Origin of the sequence: Williamsia sp. D3 (assembly GCF_000506245.1) — a bacterium.
In the GTDB taxonomy this organism is placed as follows: domain Bacteria; phylum Actinomycetota; class Actinomycetes; order Mycobacteriales; family Mycobacteriaceae; genus Williamsia; species Williamsia muralis.
Map to the genome: position 1 here is coordinate 37949 of NZ_AYTE01000045.1, position 16655 is coordinate 54603.

At 65.3% G+C, this 16655-nt stretch carries 14 protein-coding genes; 8 read left to right on the plus strand and 6 right to left on the minus strand.

Going from position 1 to position 16655, the window contains the following annotated elements; genetic code table 11:
- Window positions 1-67 precede the first annotated feature (67 nt).
- The 3 genes from W823_RS52285 (at window position 68) to W823_RS52295 (ending at window position 4517) form a co-directional block, all read left to right on the plus strand.
- Window positions 68-1792: a GMC family oxidoreductase gene (locus tag W823_RS52285; protein WP_031333289.1), complete on the plus strand. Its 1725-nt coding sequence runs from the start codon at window positions 68-70 to the stop codon at window positions 1790-1792.
- A gap of 64 nt (window positions 1793-1856) precedes the next feature.
- Complete coding sequence (gene guaA, locus W823_RS52290; protein ID WP_235189656.1) at window positions 1857-3449, plus strand: glutamine-hydrolyzing GMP synthase; 1593 nt, start codon at window positions 1857-1859, stop codon at window positions 3447-3449.
- 402 nt (window positions 3450-3851) lie between these two features.
- The gene (locus W823_RS52295; RefSeq protein WP_081729907.1) at window positions 3852-4517 is read left to right on the plus strand and encodes a bifunctional 2-polyprenyl-6-hydroxyphenol methylase/3-demethylubiquinol 3-O-methyltransferase UbiG; all 666 of its coding nucleotides are present in this window, start codon (window positions 3852-3854) and stop codon (window positions 4515-4517) included.
- 51 nt (window positions 4518-4568) lie between these two features.
- Here W823_RS52295 and W823_RS52300 read toward each other — a convergent pair whose 3' ends face one another.
- Window positions 4569-4757: a hypothetical protein gene (locus W823_RS52300; RefSeq protein ID WP_031333293.1), complete on the minus strand. Its 189-nt coding sequence runs from the start codon at window positions 4755-4757 to the stop codon at window positions 4569-4571.
- Between the two features lie 19 nt (window positions 4758-4776).
- Window positions 4777-6114, minus strand: coding sequence for a PspC domain-containing protein (locus tag W823_RS52305; RefSeq protein ID WP_023962042.1), 1338 nt, complete (start codon window positions 6112-6114; stop codon window positions 4777-4779).
- A gap of 237 nt (window positions 6115-6351) precedes the next feature.
- Between W823_RS52305 and W823_RS52310 the strand changes: the two genes are divergently transcribed.
- Together W823_RS52310 and W823_RS52315 are read left to right on the plus strand one after the other, a co-directional pair.
- Window positions 6352-7590: an ATP-binding protein gene (locus tag W823_RS52310; protein WP_038254478.1), complete on the plus strand. Its 1239-nt coding sequence runs from the start codon at window positions 6352-6354 to the stop codon at window positions 7588-7590.
- 13 nt (window positions 7591-7603) lie between these two features.
- Window positions 7604-8275 carry a response regulator transcription factor gene (locus W823_RS52315; protein ID WP_023962046.1) on the plus strand — a complete coding sequence of 224 codons (672 nt, stop codon included), beginning with the start codon at window positions 7604-7606 and terminating at the stop codon, window positions 8273-8275.
- Between the two features lie 69 nt (window positions 8276-8344).
- On the opposite strand, the gene W823_RS52320 is transcribed toward W823_RS52315, so the two are convergent.
- The gene (locus W823_RS52320) at window positions 8345-9526 is read right to left on the minus strand and encodes a serine/threonine-protein kinase (RefSeq protein ID WP_023962048.1); all 1182 of its coding nucleotides are present in this window, start codon (window positions 9524-9526) and stop codon (window positions 8345-8347) included.
- A 216-nt stretch (window positions 9527-9742) separates the two neighbouring features.
- On the opposite strand from W823_RS52320, the gene W823_RS52325 reads away from it, so the two are divergent.
- The 3 genes from W823_RS52325 (at window position 9743) to W823_RS52335 (ending at window position 13646) form a co-directional block, all read left to right on the plus strand.
- Entirely contained in the window at window positions 9743-10534 is a 792-nt protein-coding gene (locus W823_RS52325) for a hypothetical protein (protein WP_369792667.1), read from the plus strand.
- Window positions 10535-12133 (plus strand): DNA polymerase Y family protein, encoded by a 1599-nt coding sequence (locus W823_RS52330; protein WP_023962052.1) that lies wholly within the window; start codon window positions 10535-10537, stop codon window positions 12131-12133.
- Window positions 12134-12272: 139 nt separating this feature from the next.
- Window positions 12273-13646 (plus strand): LLM class flavin-dependent oxidoreductase, encoded by a 1374-nt coding sequence (locus W823_RS52335; RefSeq protein WP_023962054.1) that lies wholly within the window; start codon window positions 12273-12275, stop codon window positions 13644-13646.
- Window positions 13647-13667: 21 nt separating this feature from the next.
- On the opposite strand, the gene W823_RS52340 is transcribed toward W823_RS52335, so the two are convergent.
- Genes W823_RS52340 through W823_RS52350 form a run of 3 tightly spaced genes read right to left on the minus strand, consistent with a single transcriptional unit; the run spans window position 13668 to window position 16542 of the window.
- Complete coding sequence (locus tag W823_RS52340; RefSeq protein WP_023962056.1) at window positions 13668-14210, minus strand: DUF1697 domain-containing protein; 543 nt, start codon at window positions 14208-14210, stop codon at window positions 13668-13670.
- Complete coding sequence (locus tag W823_RS52345; RefSeq protein WP_023962058.1) at window positions 14210-15475, minus strand: serpin family protein; 1266 nt, start codon at window positions 15473-15475, stop codon at window positions 14210-14212. The genes W823_RS52340 and W823_RS52345 overlap by 1 nt, the downstream gene beginning before the upstream one ends.
- The gene (locus tag W823_RS52350) at window positions 15472-16542 is read right to left on the minus strand and encodes an alanine racemase (RefSeq protein ID WP_031333303.1); all 1071 of its coding nucleotides are present in this window, start codon (window positions 16540-16542) and stop codon (window positions 15472-15474) included. Before W823_RS52350 ends, W823_RS52345 begins: the two co-directional genes overlap by 4 nt.
- Window positions 16543-16655: the final 113 nt, after the last annotated feature.

Sequence of the window (16655 nt, forward strand, 5' to 3'; positions counted from 1 at the left end):
ATCACGCGGTAACAGCTACTCCCAGCCCGAGCAGCCGGCCACTCGCGAGAAGCATGATTACGACGTATTGATCGTCGGATCGGGCTTCGGTGGGAGTGTCAGCGCCTTACGGCTGGTCGAGAAGGGCTACAAGGTCGGTGTCGTCGAAGCGGGCCGACGGTACGCCGACGACCAGTTCGCCAAAACCAGTTGGCGACTGCACAAGTGGCTGTGGGCTCCCAAGCTCGGGATGTTCGGCATCCAACGCATCCATCTGCTCAAAGACGTGATGGTGATGGCCGGTGCGGGCGTCGGCGGCGGATCGCTGAACTATGCCAACACCCTCTACAAACCGCCGACACCGTTCTTCCGGGATCCACAGTGGGAGCACATCACCGACTGGGAGAGCGAGCTGTCGCCGTACTACGACCAGGCCAGCCGCATGCTGGGTGTGGTCAGCACCCCCATTGTCACCCACGCCGACCGCGTCATGCGGCAGGTGGCCGACGAGATGGGGGTGGGGGACACCTTCGGGCCGACCCCCGTGGGCGTCTTCTTCGGTGAGAAGTCCGGTGGCACAGGAACTCCCGGCGAGCGGGTGGCCGATCCGTACTTCGGTGGTGCAGGCCCCGACCGGACGGTGTGTGTCGAGTGTGGCGCCTGCATGACCGGATGCCGGTACGGCGCGAAGAACACCCTGCTGAAGAACTACCTCGGTCTGGCCGAATCACGCGGGGCGACGGTTCTCGACCGCACCACCGTCACCGGGCTGGATCCGCAGGCAGATGGCAGCTGGAAGGTACACACGGCTCGGTCGGCGGCCTGGGGCCGGATCGGTGCCCGCCGCCGGACCCTGACCGCGGGTCAGGTGATCGTGGCCGCCGGTACCTTCAACACCCAGAAGATCATGCATCTGGCCAAGGACAGGGGTTCGCTGCCGGAGCTTTCCGAGACCCTGGGTGTGCTGACCCGCACCAACTCCGAGTCGATCTTGGGCGCGATGCGCCGTTCGTACGATCCGGCACAGGATTTCTCTGAGGGCATTGCGATCACATCGTCCTTCCACCCGTCGCCCGACACGCATATCGAACCAGTTCGATATGGCAAGGGCTCCAACGCCATTGCGGCGCTGCAGACATTCCTCACCGACGACAAGCCGGGTCGGTCGAGGCGGCTCAAGCTGCTCGACAAGGCCCGTGAAGAGGGCTGGCGGGGCGTTCTGCAGCTGATCTGGTTGCGGCATTGGAGTCAGCGCACGGTGATCCTGCTGGTGATGCAGAACCGGAACAATTCGCTCACGACATTCGTGAAGAAGCTCGGGCCGTGGCGTCTGGTCACCACCAAACAGGGCCATGGGGAACCCAACCCCACGTGGATCCCTGCGGGTAACGAAGCCACCGAGCGTGCGGCGAAGCAGTTCGACGGTCTGCCCGGCGGAACCTGGGGAGATGTGTTCAACATGCCGCTCACCGCTCACTACCTCGGTGGGTGTGTGATCTCCGACAGTCCCGACACCGGGGTGATCGACCCCTACCATCGGGTGTGGAACTACCCGACCCTGCACATCACCGACGGTGCGGCCATCTCGGCGAACCTCGGGGTCAATCCCTCGCTGTCGATCTGTGCCCAGGCCGAGCGCGCAATTGCGTTGTGGCCCAACAAGGGTGAGCATGACGTCCGGCCGCCGCAGGGGCAGCCCTACGAACGTGTCTCGCCGACGCCGCCCATGGCGCCGGTGGTTCCGGCGGATGCGCCCGGTGCGCTTCGGCTGCCACTGACGGTGATCACCAAGACCGACGGTGTGAGCGCCTGAGTGCCGACCTCGTCCGGTTGCCGGGGGGACGGGCCCGACCCCGGCCGGGTTTAGACTGACAGGCGTGGCAGACAGCGAAGATACAGGTGTGGAATCAGCAGCTCCGCGACCGGTTCTGGTGGTCGATTTCGGGGCGCAGTACGCCCAGCTGATCGCGCGTCGCGTGCGTGAGGCCCGGATCTATTCCGAGGTGATCCCCCATACCGCCGACCTCGACGAGATCAAGGCGAAGAATCCGGTCGCGCTGATCCTGTCCGGGGGACCTGCGTCGGTCTATGCGGACGACGCCCCGGGAATCGACGGAGATCTGTTCGACCTCGGCGTTCCGGTGTTCGGGATCTGTTACGGCTACCAGGCCATGGCGAATGCGCTGGGCGGCGTCGTGGCCAACACCGGTGGGCGCGAGTTCGGTCGCACCACGATGACCAATGAGGGCGGCGTGCTGCACTCGGGCACCCCGGCCCAACAGCCGGTGTGGATGAGCCACAACGACGCGGTCCAGGAACCGCCGCCCGGGTTCGAGGTCACCGCTTCGACGGCGGGCGCCCCGGTCGCCGCGTTCGAGAGCATCGAACGTCAGATGGCCGGTGTGCAGTACCACCCCGAGGTGATGCACACACCGCACGGTCAGCAGATCCTGACCCGGTTCCTGCATGAGGTCGCCGACCTCAAGCCCACCTGGACCGCGGCGAACATTGCCGACGCGCTTGTGGAGCAGGTCCGTCAACAGATCGGTGACGGCACCGCCATCTGCGGTCTGTCCGGCGGGGTCGACTCGGCGGTTGCTGCTGCGCTGGTACAGCGGGCAATCGGAGATCGTCTGACCTGTGTCTTCGTCGACCACGGATTGTTGCGGGCCGGCGAACGCGAGCAGGTTCAGCAGGACTTCGTGGCCGCTACCGGCGCCCGTCTGGTGACGGTTGACGCCGAGGAGACGTTCCTGCGTGAGTTGGCAGGCGTAAGTGATCCGGAGACCAAACGCAAGATCATCGGCCGCGAGTTCATCCGTGCCTTTGAAGGAGCGGTGAGCGATGTGCTCGGCGACCGGGCAGCCGAAGGGGAGAAGGTCGACTTCCTCGTCCAAGGCACCTTGTACCCCGACGTCGTGGAGTCGGGCGGCGGAACCGGTACGGCGAACATCAAGAGTCATCACAACGTCGGTGGTCTGCCAGAGGATCTCGAGTTCAGCCTGGTGGAGCCACTGCGCCTGCTGTTCAAAGACGAGGTCCGGGCTGTCGGGCGTGAGTTGGGTCTGCCGGAGGAGATCGTCGGACGCCAGCCCTTCCCGGGGCCGGGTCTGGCGATCCGGATCGTCGGCGAGGTCACCGCAGACCGTCTCGAACTCCTCAGAAAGGCCGATCTGATCACCCGCGAGGAACTGACCTCCGCCGGTTTGGATCACCAGATCTGGCAGTGTCCGGTGGTTCTGCTCGCCGACGTGCGCAGCGTGGGTGTACAGGGCGACGGCCGCACGTACGGCCATCCGATCGTGTTGCGTCCGGTGTCGAGTGAAGATGCGATGACGGCCGACTGGACGCGCATTCCTTACGAGGTGCTCGAACAGATCTCGACACGGATCACCAACGAGGTGCCTGAGGTGAATCGGGTGGTACTCGACGTCACCAGCAAGCCCCCTGGCACCATCGAATGGGAATAGGTTCGCTGTCGTGCCTGTGGGCGCGGCGCGCTCCATTCGTCGGCGTGAATGAATAGTTTCACTCCCGTATGGGCTTTTCCATCCATTCGCTCTGAATCGGATGTGCGGCCTTTTATTTAGGCTGCCACCAGCACGCATTCCAATGTCTGATTCGTGTCTGCCTATTGTGAACACGCTGACGAATCAATCCGAGTGATCGCCGGGCCAGCCCTGAATCGTCTCCGTGCTACGTTTGAAAAAGTAATGGTGAGTGCGAGCGGGGTCGTATCACCCAATTGTCGATCGGCCTCGTTTGTGAATTCATCATTCGGACAACACGGTGAAGTACACGGTTCATATGTGGGACACAACACGTTTGTGTTGGGTGTTCACGAACAGGGTTGGGGGCATCAGATGGCGATCATGAGCGGCGACAATTCGGTCAAAGAACGTTGGTCTCTTCTTCGAATCGAAGACCATGACCACATTGCATCGGATTCGAAACACTGGAATTTCAACACCCATTACTACCCATTCATCGAGCAATCGCTGCAGGGACGAGCAGCGTCGGTGCTCGACGTCGGATCGGGCGAGGGAATGCTGACCCGACTTCTACATCGATCCATACCGCACGTGGTCGGGATCGACTGTGATGAGGCGAGCGTCGACATGGCGGCGGCGAAGTCGGACGACATCGACTACATCTGTGGTGACGTCCTCAGTCATCCGTTCGAACCGGAGTCGTTCGATGCGGTCGTCTCGGTTGCGACATTGCATCACATGGATCCCCGCCGTGGCCTGCGGCGCATGGGAGAACTCATCCGCCCCGGCGGAACGCTTGTCGTGGTCGGCTGTGCGGGCAGTGAAGGTCTACGCGATCGCGCGTTGGATTACGTGTCCATCGTGGCCGCGGGCGCCGCAGTGGCACGGCGAAACGTGTGGAAACAGCCGTCGCCCATTGTGTGGCCGCCACCGGTCTCGTATCGGGAAATGCGCACCCATGCGTCTGAACTCCTGCCCGGATCACGTTTTCGGCGGGAATTGCTCTACCGCTATTCGATTACGTGGACAAAGCCGCTGTCACGGTGAACGACGCATCGATCCGGCCGCTGCTGTGCGGCCGGATCGATGCGAATACTGCTAGCCGGTCGTTTCGTGCTCGGACACCCCGGGCAGCTTTTTCTTGTCTCGGCCTCCGCTGAAGATCAGGATGAGTCCCACCCCGACAGCAACGGCGAGCGCGATCCACATCGTCGAATCCGAGCCGTTGAGTTCGGGGCCGCCCGCGATGGCCCACAAGGCCACCAATAGTCCGGCAATTCCGGTCACGGCTTGAAATGGTGCGAACTTAGTCACGGATGACCTCCACATTTCCGATTTTCGAATGGGCGTCGATGGTCATCACGGGACCTTGGGATCCATCAGGTCCACCCTCGAGACCCTCAGGGCATTTGACCTCTCCGATGGCCACTTCACAATCGGCGCGCAGGTTCATGTTCTCGGGCGCGATGATCTTGAAGTCGCCGACACCCATGTCGATCGTCACCTTCTTGTCGGCGTCGAGTTCGAGTGCGGTGAGGTCGAGTCGTGCCGAACCCATCGTCAGGGAGTACTCGTCCTGGAGATCGGCGACCGAGAGCGGCTTCCAATCGCGGTCGCCGATGCCGCCCTCGGGCAGGTTCACGTTGCCGATCACCGTGGCGACCACCACGAACCCGGCGAGGGGAATGGCGATCGGGATCAGGCCGCCGCCCTTGTGGACGAATGCCCCGATGACCAGTCCGCCGGCGACCACGGCCAACGCGATGGCCCCGACCCGTGCCGGACCGAACCAATCCACTTCCGTGCCGATCGCCGCCGCGATCGCTGCGACGATGACCGCGATGCCGAGCACCACCGGGGTGAAGCGTGACGACGGTGTGCGCTCCACCGGCGACGACGGTTCCGGTAGATCCCAGGCGAAAGGCGCCGCACCCAGTGGGTCCCATGCAGGTGGGGTCGGGAGCGGCGGTTCGACATCGGAGTCCGCCTCCTCACCATCAGTTGTCTGCGTCGCGTCGGCCGCCGTCGCCGGAGGGTCCTCCTTGAGCCAGGCGCGGGGAGTCCAGCTCTGAAAGTGTCCGCCCGCAGCAGGGGTGTGCACGCCTGTGGCGGTCTGCCACCACGAACCGCCTGCGGTGACCGGATCGCCGGCAGCCTGTTGCCCCAACGTGTCGGCGCTCGTACCGGGCTCGGGGACCGGTGTGCGCTGGTAGAGCAACCACCAGCCCAGCATCATCAGCGCCAGGCCGAAGAGACCACCACTGCTCCACGCGAGATGGGGCCCGGCGATCAGGGCCACGACGGCCACGACGGCCACCGCGACAACGGTCGGCGGGTGGGATGAGGCGTGACGCATTCCATGCCGAAAGCGTTTGGGGCGCAGCACCGTTTCCGGAGACGACTGTGCAGGAGCGCCCTCGGGCAGCACGATCCACGCAGCGATGTAGAGCAGGATGCCTGCACCGCCGAACAATGCCGAGACGATGAACGCCACCTTCACGAGCGTGGGGTCGACCTTGTAGCGGACACCGATCCCGGTGCACACACCGCCGATCGTCGAACCCGACGCCGCACGTGCTGGTCGCGTTCGCCACATGTTCTGCAGTACTTCGGCATTGATGGTGGGACTGGATGCAGCATTCATGGTCGAGCTCCGCTTCGCTTCGTCGGGAGTGATAGTCGAGCTCCGCTTCGCTTCGTCTTCGGGACTTCTGGTCGAGCTCCGCTTCGCTTCGTCTTCGGGACATCTCCGCTCATGTGTTCAATACTGATCACGGGTCGGGCACCGCACCATCGGGATTCACCCTGATCTGCTCCCTGGAATCACATCTGGGGATTGTCCCTGATGTGTGCGTCCGCGAGCGCGTGCCACTATCGACTGGTGCCAACAGTCGAACGTGTCCACCGCCGCGATGGTGGCCGTGTCATCGGCGGGGTCGCCGGAGGCGTGGCCGACCACCTCGGAGTGGACGCCTTCCGGGTGCGCGTGGTGTTCGTCGTGCTCAGCGCACTGGCCGGGGCCGGCGTGTGCGCCTACGGTCTGCTCTGGTTCATGTGCCCGCCGGGTACCGACACCGAACCGCCGACCTCGTCCGAACGGCGGCAGGGAATCGGGCTGGCGATCGTCGGCGTGGTCGCAGTGGTGTCGGTGGGGTTCGTGGCCTCGGGCACCCCCGCGCAGTTCCTCATCCCGCTGGTGGTGGTGGCGGTCGGCGCATCACTTGTCTGGCGCGAACTCGATTCGACATGGAGGCCCAGATCCGCGTCGGCCCGGGCGATCACCTGGACCCGAATCGCCGGTGGCGCAACGCTGGTGGTGATCGGCCTGGTGGTGGTGGTGCTGGCCGGGAACAACCGGATCGGCGGGTTGAGCACCACGTTGCTGGCCGTCGCCGCGACGGTACTGGGTGTGCTGCTGCTGACGATCCCGTTGTGGTTGCGGATGGCCCGGATGCTGGGTGCCGAACGCGCCGCACGCATCCGCAATGCCGAACGGGAAGAGATCGCCGCGCACCTCCACGATTCTGTGCTGCAGACCCTGGCGCTGATCCAGAAGCGGTCGGGACATGCCGAAGAGGTGCAGCGTCTGGCGCGGAGTCAGGAACGCGAGCTGCGCCGCTACCTGTTCGAAGGTGAAGGGCAGCAGAGCGATTCGCTGACCACCGCACTCAAGGCCGTGGCCGCCGAGGTCGAAGACCACTACGGCGTCGAAGTGGAGGTGGTGACCGTCGGCGACGTCACGGCCGATGACCCCTCCTGGAGTGGCGATCACCGTCGATGGGCTGCGCTGATCGCGGCGACGCGGGAGGCACTTGTCAACGCCGCCAAACACTCCGGGGAACGCTCGGTTGATGTGTACGCCGAGGTGGAGAGCTCCCAGGTGGAGGTGTTCGTCCGCGACCGTGGCGTCGGCTTCGACCTCGACCAGGTACCCGAAGATCGCCGCGGGGTGTCGGGGTCGATCAAGGCGCGGGTGCAGCGGCACGGCGGTAGCGTTGAGATCAAGTCGGCCGCCGGTCGAGGGGTCGATGTCCGGATGTCGATGCCGCGTGGCGGCGAGACACCGTTGGTCACGGACCTCGGTGATGATGCCGGTTCCGAATCGGATGCGGTGAATTGAGAGAGTTGGGGCGATGACCGGCCGAAGTGAGCCATACCGGGTGTTTCTTGTGGATGACCACGGTGTCTTCCGCTCTGGGGTACGAGCGGAGTTGGCCTCGGAGACCGACATGGCCGTGGTCGGGGAGGCAGGGGCGGTCGCCGATGCGATCGCGGGCATCCTCCAGTCGTCACCGGACGTGGTGTTGCTCGATGTGCACATGCCTGCCGGTGGAGGGATCGCGGTGCTGCGAGGTGTCGCCGACGCCGCACCGCAGAAGTCACCCGTCTTCCTGGCGCTGAGTGTGTCCGACGCCGCCGAAGACGTCATCGCCACCATTCGCGCGGGTGCCCGCGGCTATGTCACCAAGACGATCGGTGGCTCGGAATTGGCCGACTCCGTGCGTCGTGTCGCAGACGGGGACGCCGTGTTCAGTCCGCGACTGGCCGGATTCGTGCTCGATTCGTTCACCGGGAAATCGCCCGTGCCGGAGCCACATCTGGATCCCGAACTCGATTCGCTGACACCACGCGAGATGGAGGTCCTGCGGCTGCTGGCCCGGGGATTCACGTATCGGGAGATCGCCGAAGACCTCGTGATCTCCATCAAGACGGTGGAGACCCACGCGTCCAATGTGTTGCGCAAGACCCAGCAGTCCAATCGCAACGCACTCACCCGGTGGGCCGCCAACCGGCACATCAGCTAGTGCCGACGGGCGCCGTGTGTGCGGTGCACTGATCCGGACCGGTGCGTAGGGCTCGAGGCGACGCGTGGTCTAGCGGAGCAGTGCGATGAGGGTGACCGCGATGGCGGCGAGCACCACGAATGCCAGGAACACCGCGGCGGCGAGAGTTGCGTGGCGGGGCGGATCGGTCTTCTCGGGTTGTTGGTCGAATGCGGAGAACGCCGGCCGTGAGTGCTGGGTGACCTGCCAGGACTCGCCGACACCCGAGGTCGGGTGGGCCCGCCCGACAGCGGCCGGTCCCGGAGCAGCGGGGAGGCCTGACTCGGTGGTGGTCGGGATGCGCCGTGTGGGTGGCCGCGGGGGGAGAGGCGCGGTTCGTCGATCCAGCGGACTGGTGAGGATCTGGGCGGTGTTGCCGGCATCGCCCGCGGCGATCTGGGCAAGCCGATCGCGGATCCCGGCCATCGTCGGCCGGCGGGTCGGACTCGGCTCGAGCATGGCGAGCAGAGCACCCTCGAGGGCTCCGGCCCGCTGGGGTCGGATGATCTCGCCGCGGGCGACTTTGTGCAGCAGCACCAGGGAGTTCTCGTCGAGCCCGAACGGCGGCTGACCTTCCACACAGGTGTAGAGGGTGGAGCCGAGCGAGTAGACGTCGGAGGCCTCCGTCGGATCCTCGCCGCGGGCGACCTCGGGTGCGAAGTACGCCGGGGTACCGGTGATCACGCCGGTCTGGGTGAGCTGCACATCGTCCTTGGACCGCGAGATCCCGAAGTCGGTGAGCTTCACGAGCCCGGCGTTGCGTCCTTCTGCGATGAGGATGTTGCCCGGCTTGATGTCGCGGTGCATGATGCCTGCGTTGTGGGCCTCGGCCATGGCGTCGGCCACCTGGGCACCGATCTGGGCCACCTGTTTGACGGGCATGGTGCCGGTTTGGTGGAGGATCTCGGCAATGCTACGCGAGGGCAGGTACTCCATCACCAACCAGGGTTCGCCGGCGTCGAGTGCCACGTCGTGCATGGCGATGGCGTTGCGATGACTCAGCCGGGCCGCGATCCGGCCCTCACGCATGGCTCGCTGTCGCATCTCGGCCGCGGAGTCCTCGGTCATGCCGGCCACCGACAGCACCTGTTTGATGGCGACCTGCCGGTCGAGGAGGGTGTCGTGTGCCAGCCAGACGGCGCCCATGCCACCGCCACCGATCTTCGAGCGCAGACGGTACCGCCCGGCAACCAGATAATCGGGGCCGGGAACGCGGTAGGAAGAGGCGCTCATTGATCTGACCTTAGTGGACTCCTGAGACTGGAGTGGGTGGTGTGCCGGGCGAGGACGACTCGCCCGGACGACGCGCCGAGGCGTATTGACGCTTGTCGGAGTGCTGACCTACATTCGAAAAGAATCGAAAATGTGTTCGAGTCAGACCGGTGGTTGCAACTTCCCTGCGCCACTTCCCCCTTGGTGGGGAGTATGGACAGGGGTGCGATGCAGACCATGGAGACAGCTCCGGACAAGGCGCAGAAGCTGGCGATGTTGCGGCAGACCCTCGCTGCTGCCACCACTCGATCCAGGCCCGAATCCGTTGTGCCACAAAGGCAGATGTCGGCGGTTGTCAATGAGCAGGAGAAGTACACCGACCGCGAGAGGCTGGCTGTCCCGCCGGCTCTGGAACGGGTGCTCCCCGGTGCCGGGCTGATCCGTGGTCAGGTGTTGGCCCTGGAGGGAGCACGGTCGTTGCTGTTGTCGCTGATCGCACAGGTCAGTGCCGACGGCGGTCATGTGGCGGTCATCGGGCAGCCGCAGCTGTGTCTGCTCGCGGCGGTCGAGATGGGAGCCGACCTGTCCCGGATCGCAGTGATACCCGACCCCGGGCCAGATCCGGTGGAGATCGCCGCGGTGCTGCTCGATGGACTCGACCTGGTGGTGGTGGGCCTCGGTGGTATCTCGGTGCCACCCTCGCGCAGCCGGGTGGTGATGGCCCGCGCTCGTAGCAAGGGCGCGGTGCTGGTCGTCACCGACGGCACGTGGTCGGGAGCACATGTGAAGTTGCAGTCGCGGGTCTGTGCGTACCGGCATCAGCCCACCGCCCACCAGCCTTCCGCTGTGCGGCGTGGTTACGGCCGACTCGGAGGTGTCTCACTCGCGGTCCGTTCACACGGACGCGGATTCGCCGGAGCCGATACCCGGCTGGACGTGATGCATTGCGGCGACCGGGTGCAGCTCGTCGATGTGGTCGACTCCCAGAGCAATTCGTACGATGCTCCTTCGCTGCCGGTGGCGTTGTAGATGAGTGATCGGGTGTTCGGGGTCTGGTGCCCGGATTGGCCGGCCGTCGCCGCGGCGGCAGAGATGGATCTGTCGCCGGATCGTCCGGTTGCGGTGCTGCGGTCCGGCCGCGTGATCGCCTGTTCTGCCGCGGCACGTGCGGTGGGGGTGCGCCGGGAGATGCGCAAACGCGATGCCCAGGCGCGGTGCCCCCAGCTGACCGTGACAGATGCGGACGAGGGACGTGATGCCCGGTTGTTCGAACCGGTGACCGCCGCCGTCGCCGAACTGATCCCGATGGTCGAGGTGTTGCGGCCGGGACTTCTGGTGCTGCCCGCCCGTGGGGTTGCGCGTTATTTCGGTGGTGAAGAGGCGGCGGCCGAGAAACTCACCGACGTGGTGTCTGCCTGTGGCATCGAATCCCAGGTGGGTATCGCCGACGAACTCTTCACGGCGATCATCGCTGCTCGGCACGGCAAGGTTGTACCTCCGGGCGAGGGTGCGGAGTTCCTTGCGCCGCTGCGTATCTCGCAATTGGCGGTGGAGCCCAGCATGTGTGCCGACGATCGATCTGCCCTGGTCGATCTGCTGTGGCGGATGGGGCTTCGAACCATCGGCGCCTTTGCCGAACTGTCGTCCACCGATGTCGCCACCCGCTTCGGGGCGGACGCGATCTTCGCGCACCGCACGGCTCGGGCATTGCCGCAACGCCCGCCGTCGGGGCAGGCGCCGCCACCGGACCTGGTCGTCGAACATCGCTGCGACCCACCGGTGGACCGCGTCGATGCCGCCGCCTTCATCGGCAGGCGACTGTCCGCCCAGCTGCACGATGTACTGGCCGCGGCGTCGGTGGCCTGTACGCGGCTCACCGTGCAGGCCACCACCGAGAGCGGTCGTGAGTACTCCCGCACCTGGCGCTGTGCACAGCCGCTGACCCCCGACGCGACAGCTGACCGGATCCGCTGGCAATTGGAGGGGTGGCTTTCCGGCCGCAGCGCCGCCGACCGCCCTGATGGGCCGGTGGTGATGTTGCGTCTCGATCCGGTGGAGGTGATCGGCTCGGGCGCGATGCAACTCGGGCTCACGGGTGGGGGATTGGCCGGAGGAGACGGAGAAGTGGCCGAGCGGGTGCGCCGGGCACTGGTGCGGGTGCAGGGGTTGCTGGGAGGCGAACGCGTGCAGGTTCCGGTACGCAGTGGTGGCCGTGGGCCCGGGCAGCAGATCACCCTGGTACCCCTCGGGGACGAATTGGTGGCACAGGCCGACCCAGATGCCCCCTGGCCGGGGCAATTGCCGGGACCGTCGCCCTCGGTGCTGCCGATGGCACCGGTGACCCTTCTCGACGCCGAGGACTCCCCGGTGCATGTCACTGCCCGAGGCAGTTTTAGTGCCGATCCGGCCAGTCTGACCTGGGGTCGGCGCAGTTGGTCGTTGAGCTGGTGGGCGGGGCCGTGGGCCACCGACGAACGGTGGTGGGCCGCAGGGCCGGGTGATGGTGGCGGTGCTGTCGATGTGCATGTCGGGACATACGCCAGAGCGCAAGTGTTGCTGGAGGATTCACGAGCACTATTGCTGCACTATCAAGATGGGCAGTGGACCGTCGAAGGTGTGTACGAATGACGCACGGTACGCCGTGCGGCGGATGTGCGGCCTTGTTTCACCCAGGGTGACGAGAACACTTGGGCAGTCCGTCGTTCCCGACTTCGATGGCAGCGAGCGCCTTCCGGCGCCCTCTCGACACCCGAAGGACCTGATACCGATGAGTCGTCAACTGCACCTGGGCGGATTCCTGATCGCCTCGCCCGTCACCCATTCCCACGCCGCATGGAGGCACCCGGGCTCCACGACGGAATTCTTCTCGCCCGAGCACTATCACCGTGTCGGTCGCATTCTCGAGCGCGGCAAGTTCGACTTCGCGTTCTTCGCGGATCTGCTGGCCGCCCCCTTGCGTTTCGGTGCAGATCAGTCCGAACCACTGCGTCGTGGCACCCAGGCCGCCGCGACACTTGATCCGTCCGTTGTCGCCGCCAGCATCGCCGCGGTCACCAGCCATCTGGGCATCGCGATCACCAAGTCCACCACCTACTTCCACCCGTACGAACTCGCTCGGGTATTCGGCTCCCTCGACCACATATCCCGCGGCCGGGTGGCATGGAACATCGTCACATCCCTGACCCAGGCCGAAGCGCTCAACTTCGGTTTCGACCAGCACGTGGCACACGACGAGCGGTATCTGCGAGCCGAGGAGTTCGTGCAGACCGCAGTGGAGTTGTGGTCGGCGTGGGACGAGGACGCCGTTGTCGCGGACAAGGCGAGTGGGGTGTGGGCCGATGCGGACAAGGTTCGTCCGGTTGACCACGACGGCCGGTACTACCGCACCCGGGGCCCGCTGAACCAGCCGAGGTCACCCCAGCATCGGCCGGTGCTCATCCAGGCCGGATCATCCTCCACAGGAAGGGATTTTGCGGCCCGCTGGGCCGAAGCCATCTTCGAGATCGACCCGACGCCGGAAGGGCGCCGGGCCTACTACGACGACGTCAAGTCGCGTGTGGTCGACGTGGGCCGCAATCCCGACCATGTCAAGATCCTGCCCTCGTTCATCCCGTTCATCGGTGAGACCGAATCGATCGCCCGGGAGAAGCAGGCGTTCCACAACGAACTCGCAGATCCGATCTCGGGCCTGATCACACTGTCGGTGCACACCGACCACGACTTCTCGCAGTACGACCTCGACGCCCCACTGGAAGACATCTCCGTCTCCGGAACGCAGGGACTGTTCGATGTGGCGAGGCGTCTGAGTGAACGGGACAGCCTGACGCTCCGTGACATCGGGAAGCTCTACGCGCAGGGAGTGCTGCTGCCGCAATTCGTGGGTACCGCTTCCGATGTGGCCGATCAGATCGAGGCCGGGTTCACCGGGGGAGAAGCCGATGGCTACATCGTCTCCACGGCCCAGACACCGGGAACGTTCAACGACTTCGTCGACTATGTGGTCCCCGAGCTCCAGCGGCGCGGTCTGTTCCGCACGGAGTACCAGGGCAGCACGTTGCGCGAAAACCTGGGGCTCGGGCATCCGGATGAAGACCTGCCCGCAGACATCCGCGAGCGGTCGCTGGTACCCGCTGCAGGCTGACACCCAGCAGCGCAGGGCAATTCACTGCAGCTTACGTAAGGTGTTGAGGTTCCGGTTGGTGAGGAACCAGCCGGAATTTGACTTCTTCTTCGATCCGGTGCGTTTACCGATCACGCTGTCGAGGGTGTCGCCTTTTCGTACCTGCCAGTACAGCACCGACTCGCCTGCTGCGATCTGTTCCTGCTGCGGATCGAGTTCGCCCGCGATCGCGGCGACGACGTCGACCTGAGCGGGGTCGGAGTAAAAGACGACATATGCGTGCCAGTCGTCTCGTTCGGGGAATGGGTAGGCGTCGATGATCGCAGTGAGCCTGTCGACAGGCACCACGAGAACCCTTGCCGCGTAGCCGAATCGGTCGGACATAGCCTTCTCGAGTGCAGCGGTGAGCCCCTCCACGTCGGTACTCGGTGACTCGAACAGCACATTGCCGCTGGCGAGCACGGTCTTGACGTTCGTGTGCCCGAGCGCTTCGACGCAGGCCTTGAGTTCGGCCATCTTGATTCGGATGCCACCCACGTTGACACCGCGTAACAGAGCCGCGTATCGGTGCGCCGTCCGCGCCATCAGACCCTCCCAGGCTTGTTGATCGATCCGAGGAACAGCGGCAAACCCGTTGAGGTGTCGATGATCTGGTACACGAATGGTCGGTCGGCGACGAAGAGTTCCATCTGCTCAGGGGGCAGCGCGGTCACTCCGGCATCGATCTGGGTCGCCGACGCTGCCACCGTGCCTTTTTCGCCCACCGTGATGGTGCTGTCCTGGGCGGCGGCCGTGACGAGCAGCTGGGGGCTGATGCCGTTCAGATCGGCAGCGTCGGTGAACAGTTCCCGGACGCCGAGCGCTTCGAGTACGGTCTTGAGATCCACCGAACTCTCCACCTCCCATCGCGGCAGACTCACCGACACCGAGGTGGTGGGCGCCAAACGCAGCTGTGTGCTCGCCCCGGACAGCACCTCCTGGTCGAGTATCGTCCTCACGTCGCGGCCCGCGGGCAGAAACACCTGCATGGCCAGTCCGTCGGAATAGGGCAGTTGCACACCGGTCCACCCCGCGCCGGAGACCCAGCCGGCCGAGACAGTCTTGCGCATCATGTTGACCTCGTCGACCGATCCGTCTGCGGAGGTGAAATCGGTTGGCGCAGTGGAATCCGGTGAGAACGGCTGTTGCCACGCGGCTGCGAGGTAGACGGTCGAGAGGAGGCTGATCACCGTGTCCGGGTTGTATTCGGTGGGGGTCTGGAGGATCTTGCCCCCGGTGTTCACCGCCAGCCATTTGTCGATGGCGGATTCGGTGTCAGGCGATGTGAAGTCCACCGGATACACCCCGCTGTCGAAGCGGCTGCCGAGCACTTCGAGGTATTCGGCGTTGACCTCCACCGAATTGTCGATGAAGACTCCGGCAGCCTGATGGAACACCGGTGGGGTGGGGGGTTTGTCCTCGTCGACGCCACCGGGATCACCGTCGAACCGATCGAGCTGGCCGATCAGCGCCGCACTGGCATCGTCGTCCCGCTGACCGATCACCGCATCGAGTTCGGCAGCGGTGGTTCCACCCGCGCCCGCCCGCAGCATCTGTAGTGCGATCATCGCGCTCCACGGTGAGATCACCTGATTGTCCGAGAGGTCGGTGCCCCGCAGCACGTCGACGCCGAACCCGGTGGTGTCGACGACCATGGTCTCTGCCGTTTCGCGCACTTCGTCGACACCGATCTGGTCGAAGCGCACCCCGGAGGCCTTGGTCAGTTGTGCGGTCACCGCCTGCTCCGTTTCCCGGGCACAACCGGCCACGGTCAGGGTGATGATCAGCATCACCGTCCACAGGGCTCTCACGAGTTGGCTCCTCGTGCGCTCACCCGCCACGGCGTCACCTCACCGGCGAGGTCGACCACCATCAGCTCGTTCGCGAGATTGACTGCGGCACAGACGTGATTGGGAGCCACCTGGACCCGGTCTCCCACCTCCGGCCGTGACTTCGAATTGGCGAAGTCGACGGTGGCGTGGTGTTCGGACAGTGCGATGACACGTGCGTCGGGATAGGTCGGCAGACGGCCACCGCCGCTGGCCCACGCGGACTGGTCAGCCCCCAGAACCTTGCTGCCACAATCGAGTACCACTTTGCCTGCTTCGCGGTGGACGACCGTGGTGACCGCGGTGAGCGCCACTTGCGCGAACGTGCAGATACCCAACTCCACCTGCTGGGCATCACCGAACACGTACACGCCCGGCCGGATCTCGGTGAGCACCGAAGGATCCGCCTCGCTCGCCGAGGGTGTCGAACCACCACTGCGGATGACCGGATCGATACCGCCGTTGCGCAGCGACTGGGCTGCCATGGCAAGGGCTCCGGACTCTTGCCTCGCCACCCCGGCGGGACGGCCTGGCTGGTAGCTGTGCCCGGGAAAGGTGAACGCGCCGAGCACTTTCAGTCCTGCCGCCACCGCACGGTGCCCGACATCGCCGGCGCGCTGAGGATGCACCCCGGTCCGGTGATGACCGCTGTCGATCTCGACGAGCACACGCGCGCCGGGCAAGTGCTGTGCCAACTGACCGGCGCCTGCCGCCGAATCCACGGTCAGGAGCACCTCGGCCTGATCCATGACCCTGCGAAGTCGTTGCGCCTTGCTCTCGGTGACCCAGAGCGGATAGGCGATGAACAGGTCGGTGATGCCCGCCGCCGCGAACACCTCGGCTTCGCCGATGGTGGCGACGGTCAGCCCGACCGCTCCATGCGCGATCTGACGGTGGGCGAGTTCGGTGCTCTTGTGGGTCTTGGCGTGCGGACGCAGCGCAAGACCCGATCCGGCGGCGAACTCGGACATTCGTGCGAGGTTGGCGTCGAGAACGGCCTCGTCGACGGCGAGAAACGGGGTGTCCAGGGCTGCGGTGGCAGTGAGCACCCTGTTGTCGGGGCCTGAGTCGACACTGTCGGTGTGGGTCACCGCGCCGTGCCGTTGAGGTGTGTGAGGGTGCGGCCGGCTGCTGTCGAGTGTGGCGAGGGGTGTTGTCTCCG

Coding starts and splice junctions, on each gene's coding strand:
- W823_RS52325 (WP_369792667.1), top strand. CDS start 9,743: ATGGAGACAGCTCCGGACAAGGCGCAGAAGCTGGCGATGTTGCGGCAG.
- W823_RS52335 (WP_023962054.1), top strand. CDS start 12,273: ATGAGTCGTCAACTGCACCTGGGCGGATTCCTGATCGCCTCGCCCGTC.
- W823_RS52340 (WP_023962056.1), bottom strand. CDS start 14,210: ATGGCGCGGACGGCGCACCGATACGCGGCTCTGTTACGCGGTGTCAAC.
- W823_RS52295 (WP_081729907.1), top strand. CDS start 3,852: ATGAGCGGCGACAATTCGGTCAAAGAACGTTGGTCTCTTCTTCGAATC.
- W823_RS52330 (WP_023962052.1), top strand. CDS start 10,535: ATGAGTGATCGGGTGTTCGGGGTCTGGTGCCCGGATTGGCCGGCCGTC.
- W823_RS52320 (WP_023962048.1), bottom strand. CDS start 9,526: ATGAGCGCCTCTTCCTACCGCGTTCCCGGCCCCGATTATCTGGTTGCC.
- W823_RS52315 (WP_023962046.1), top strand. CDS start 7,604: ATGACCGGCCGAAGTGAGCCATACCGGGTGTTTCTTGTGGATGACCAC.
- W823_RS52305 (WP_023962042.1), bottom strand. CDS start 6,114: ATGAATGCTGCATCCAGTCCCACCATCAATGCCGAAGTACTGCAGAAC.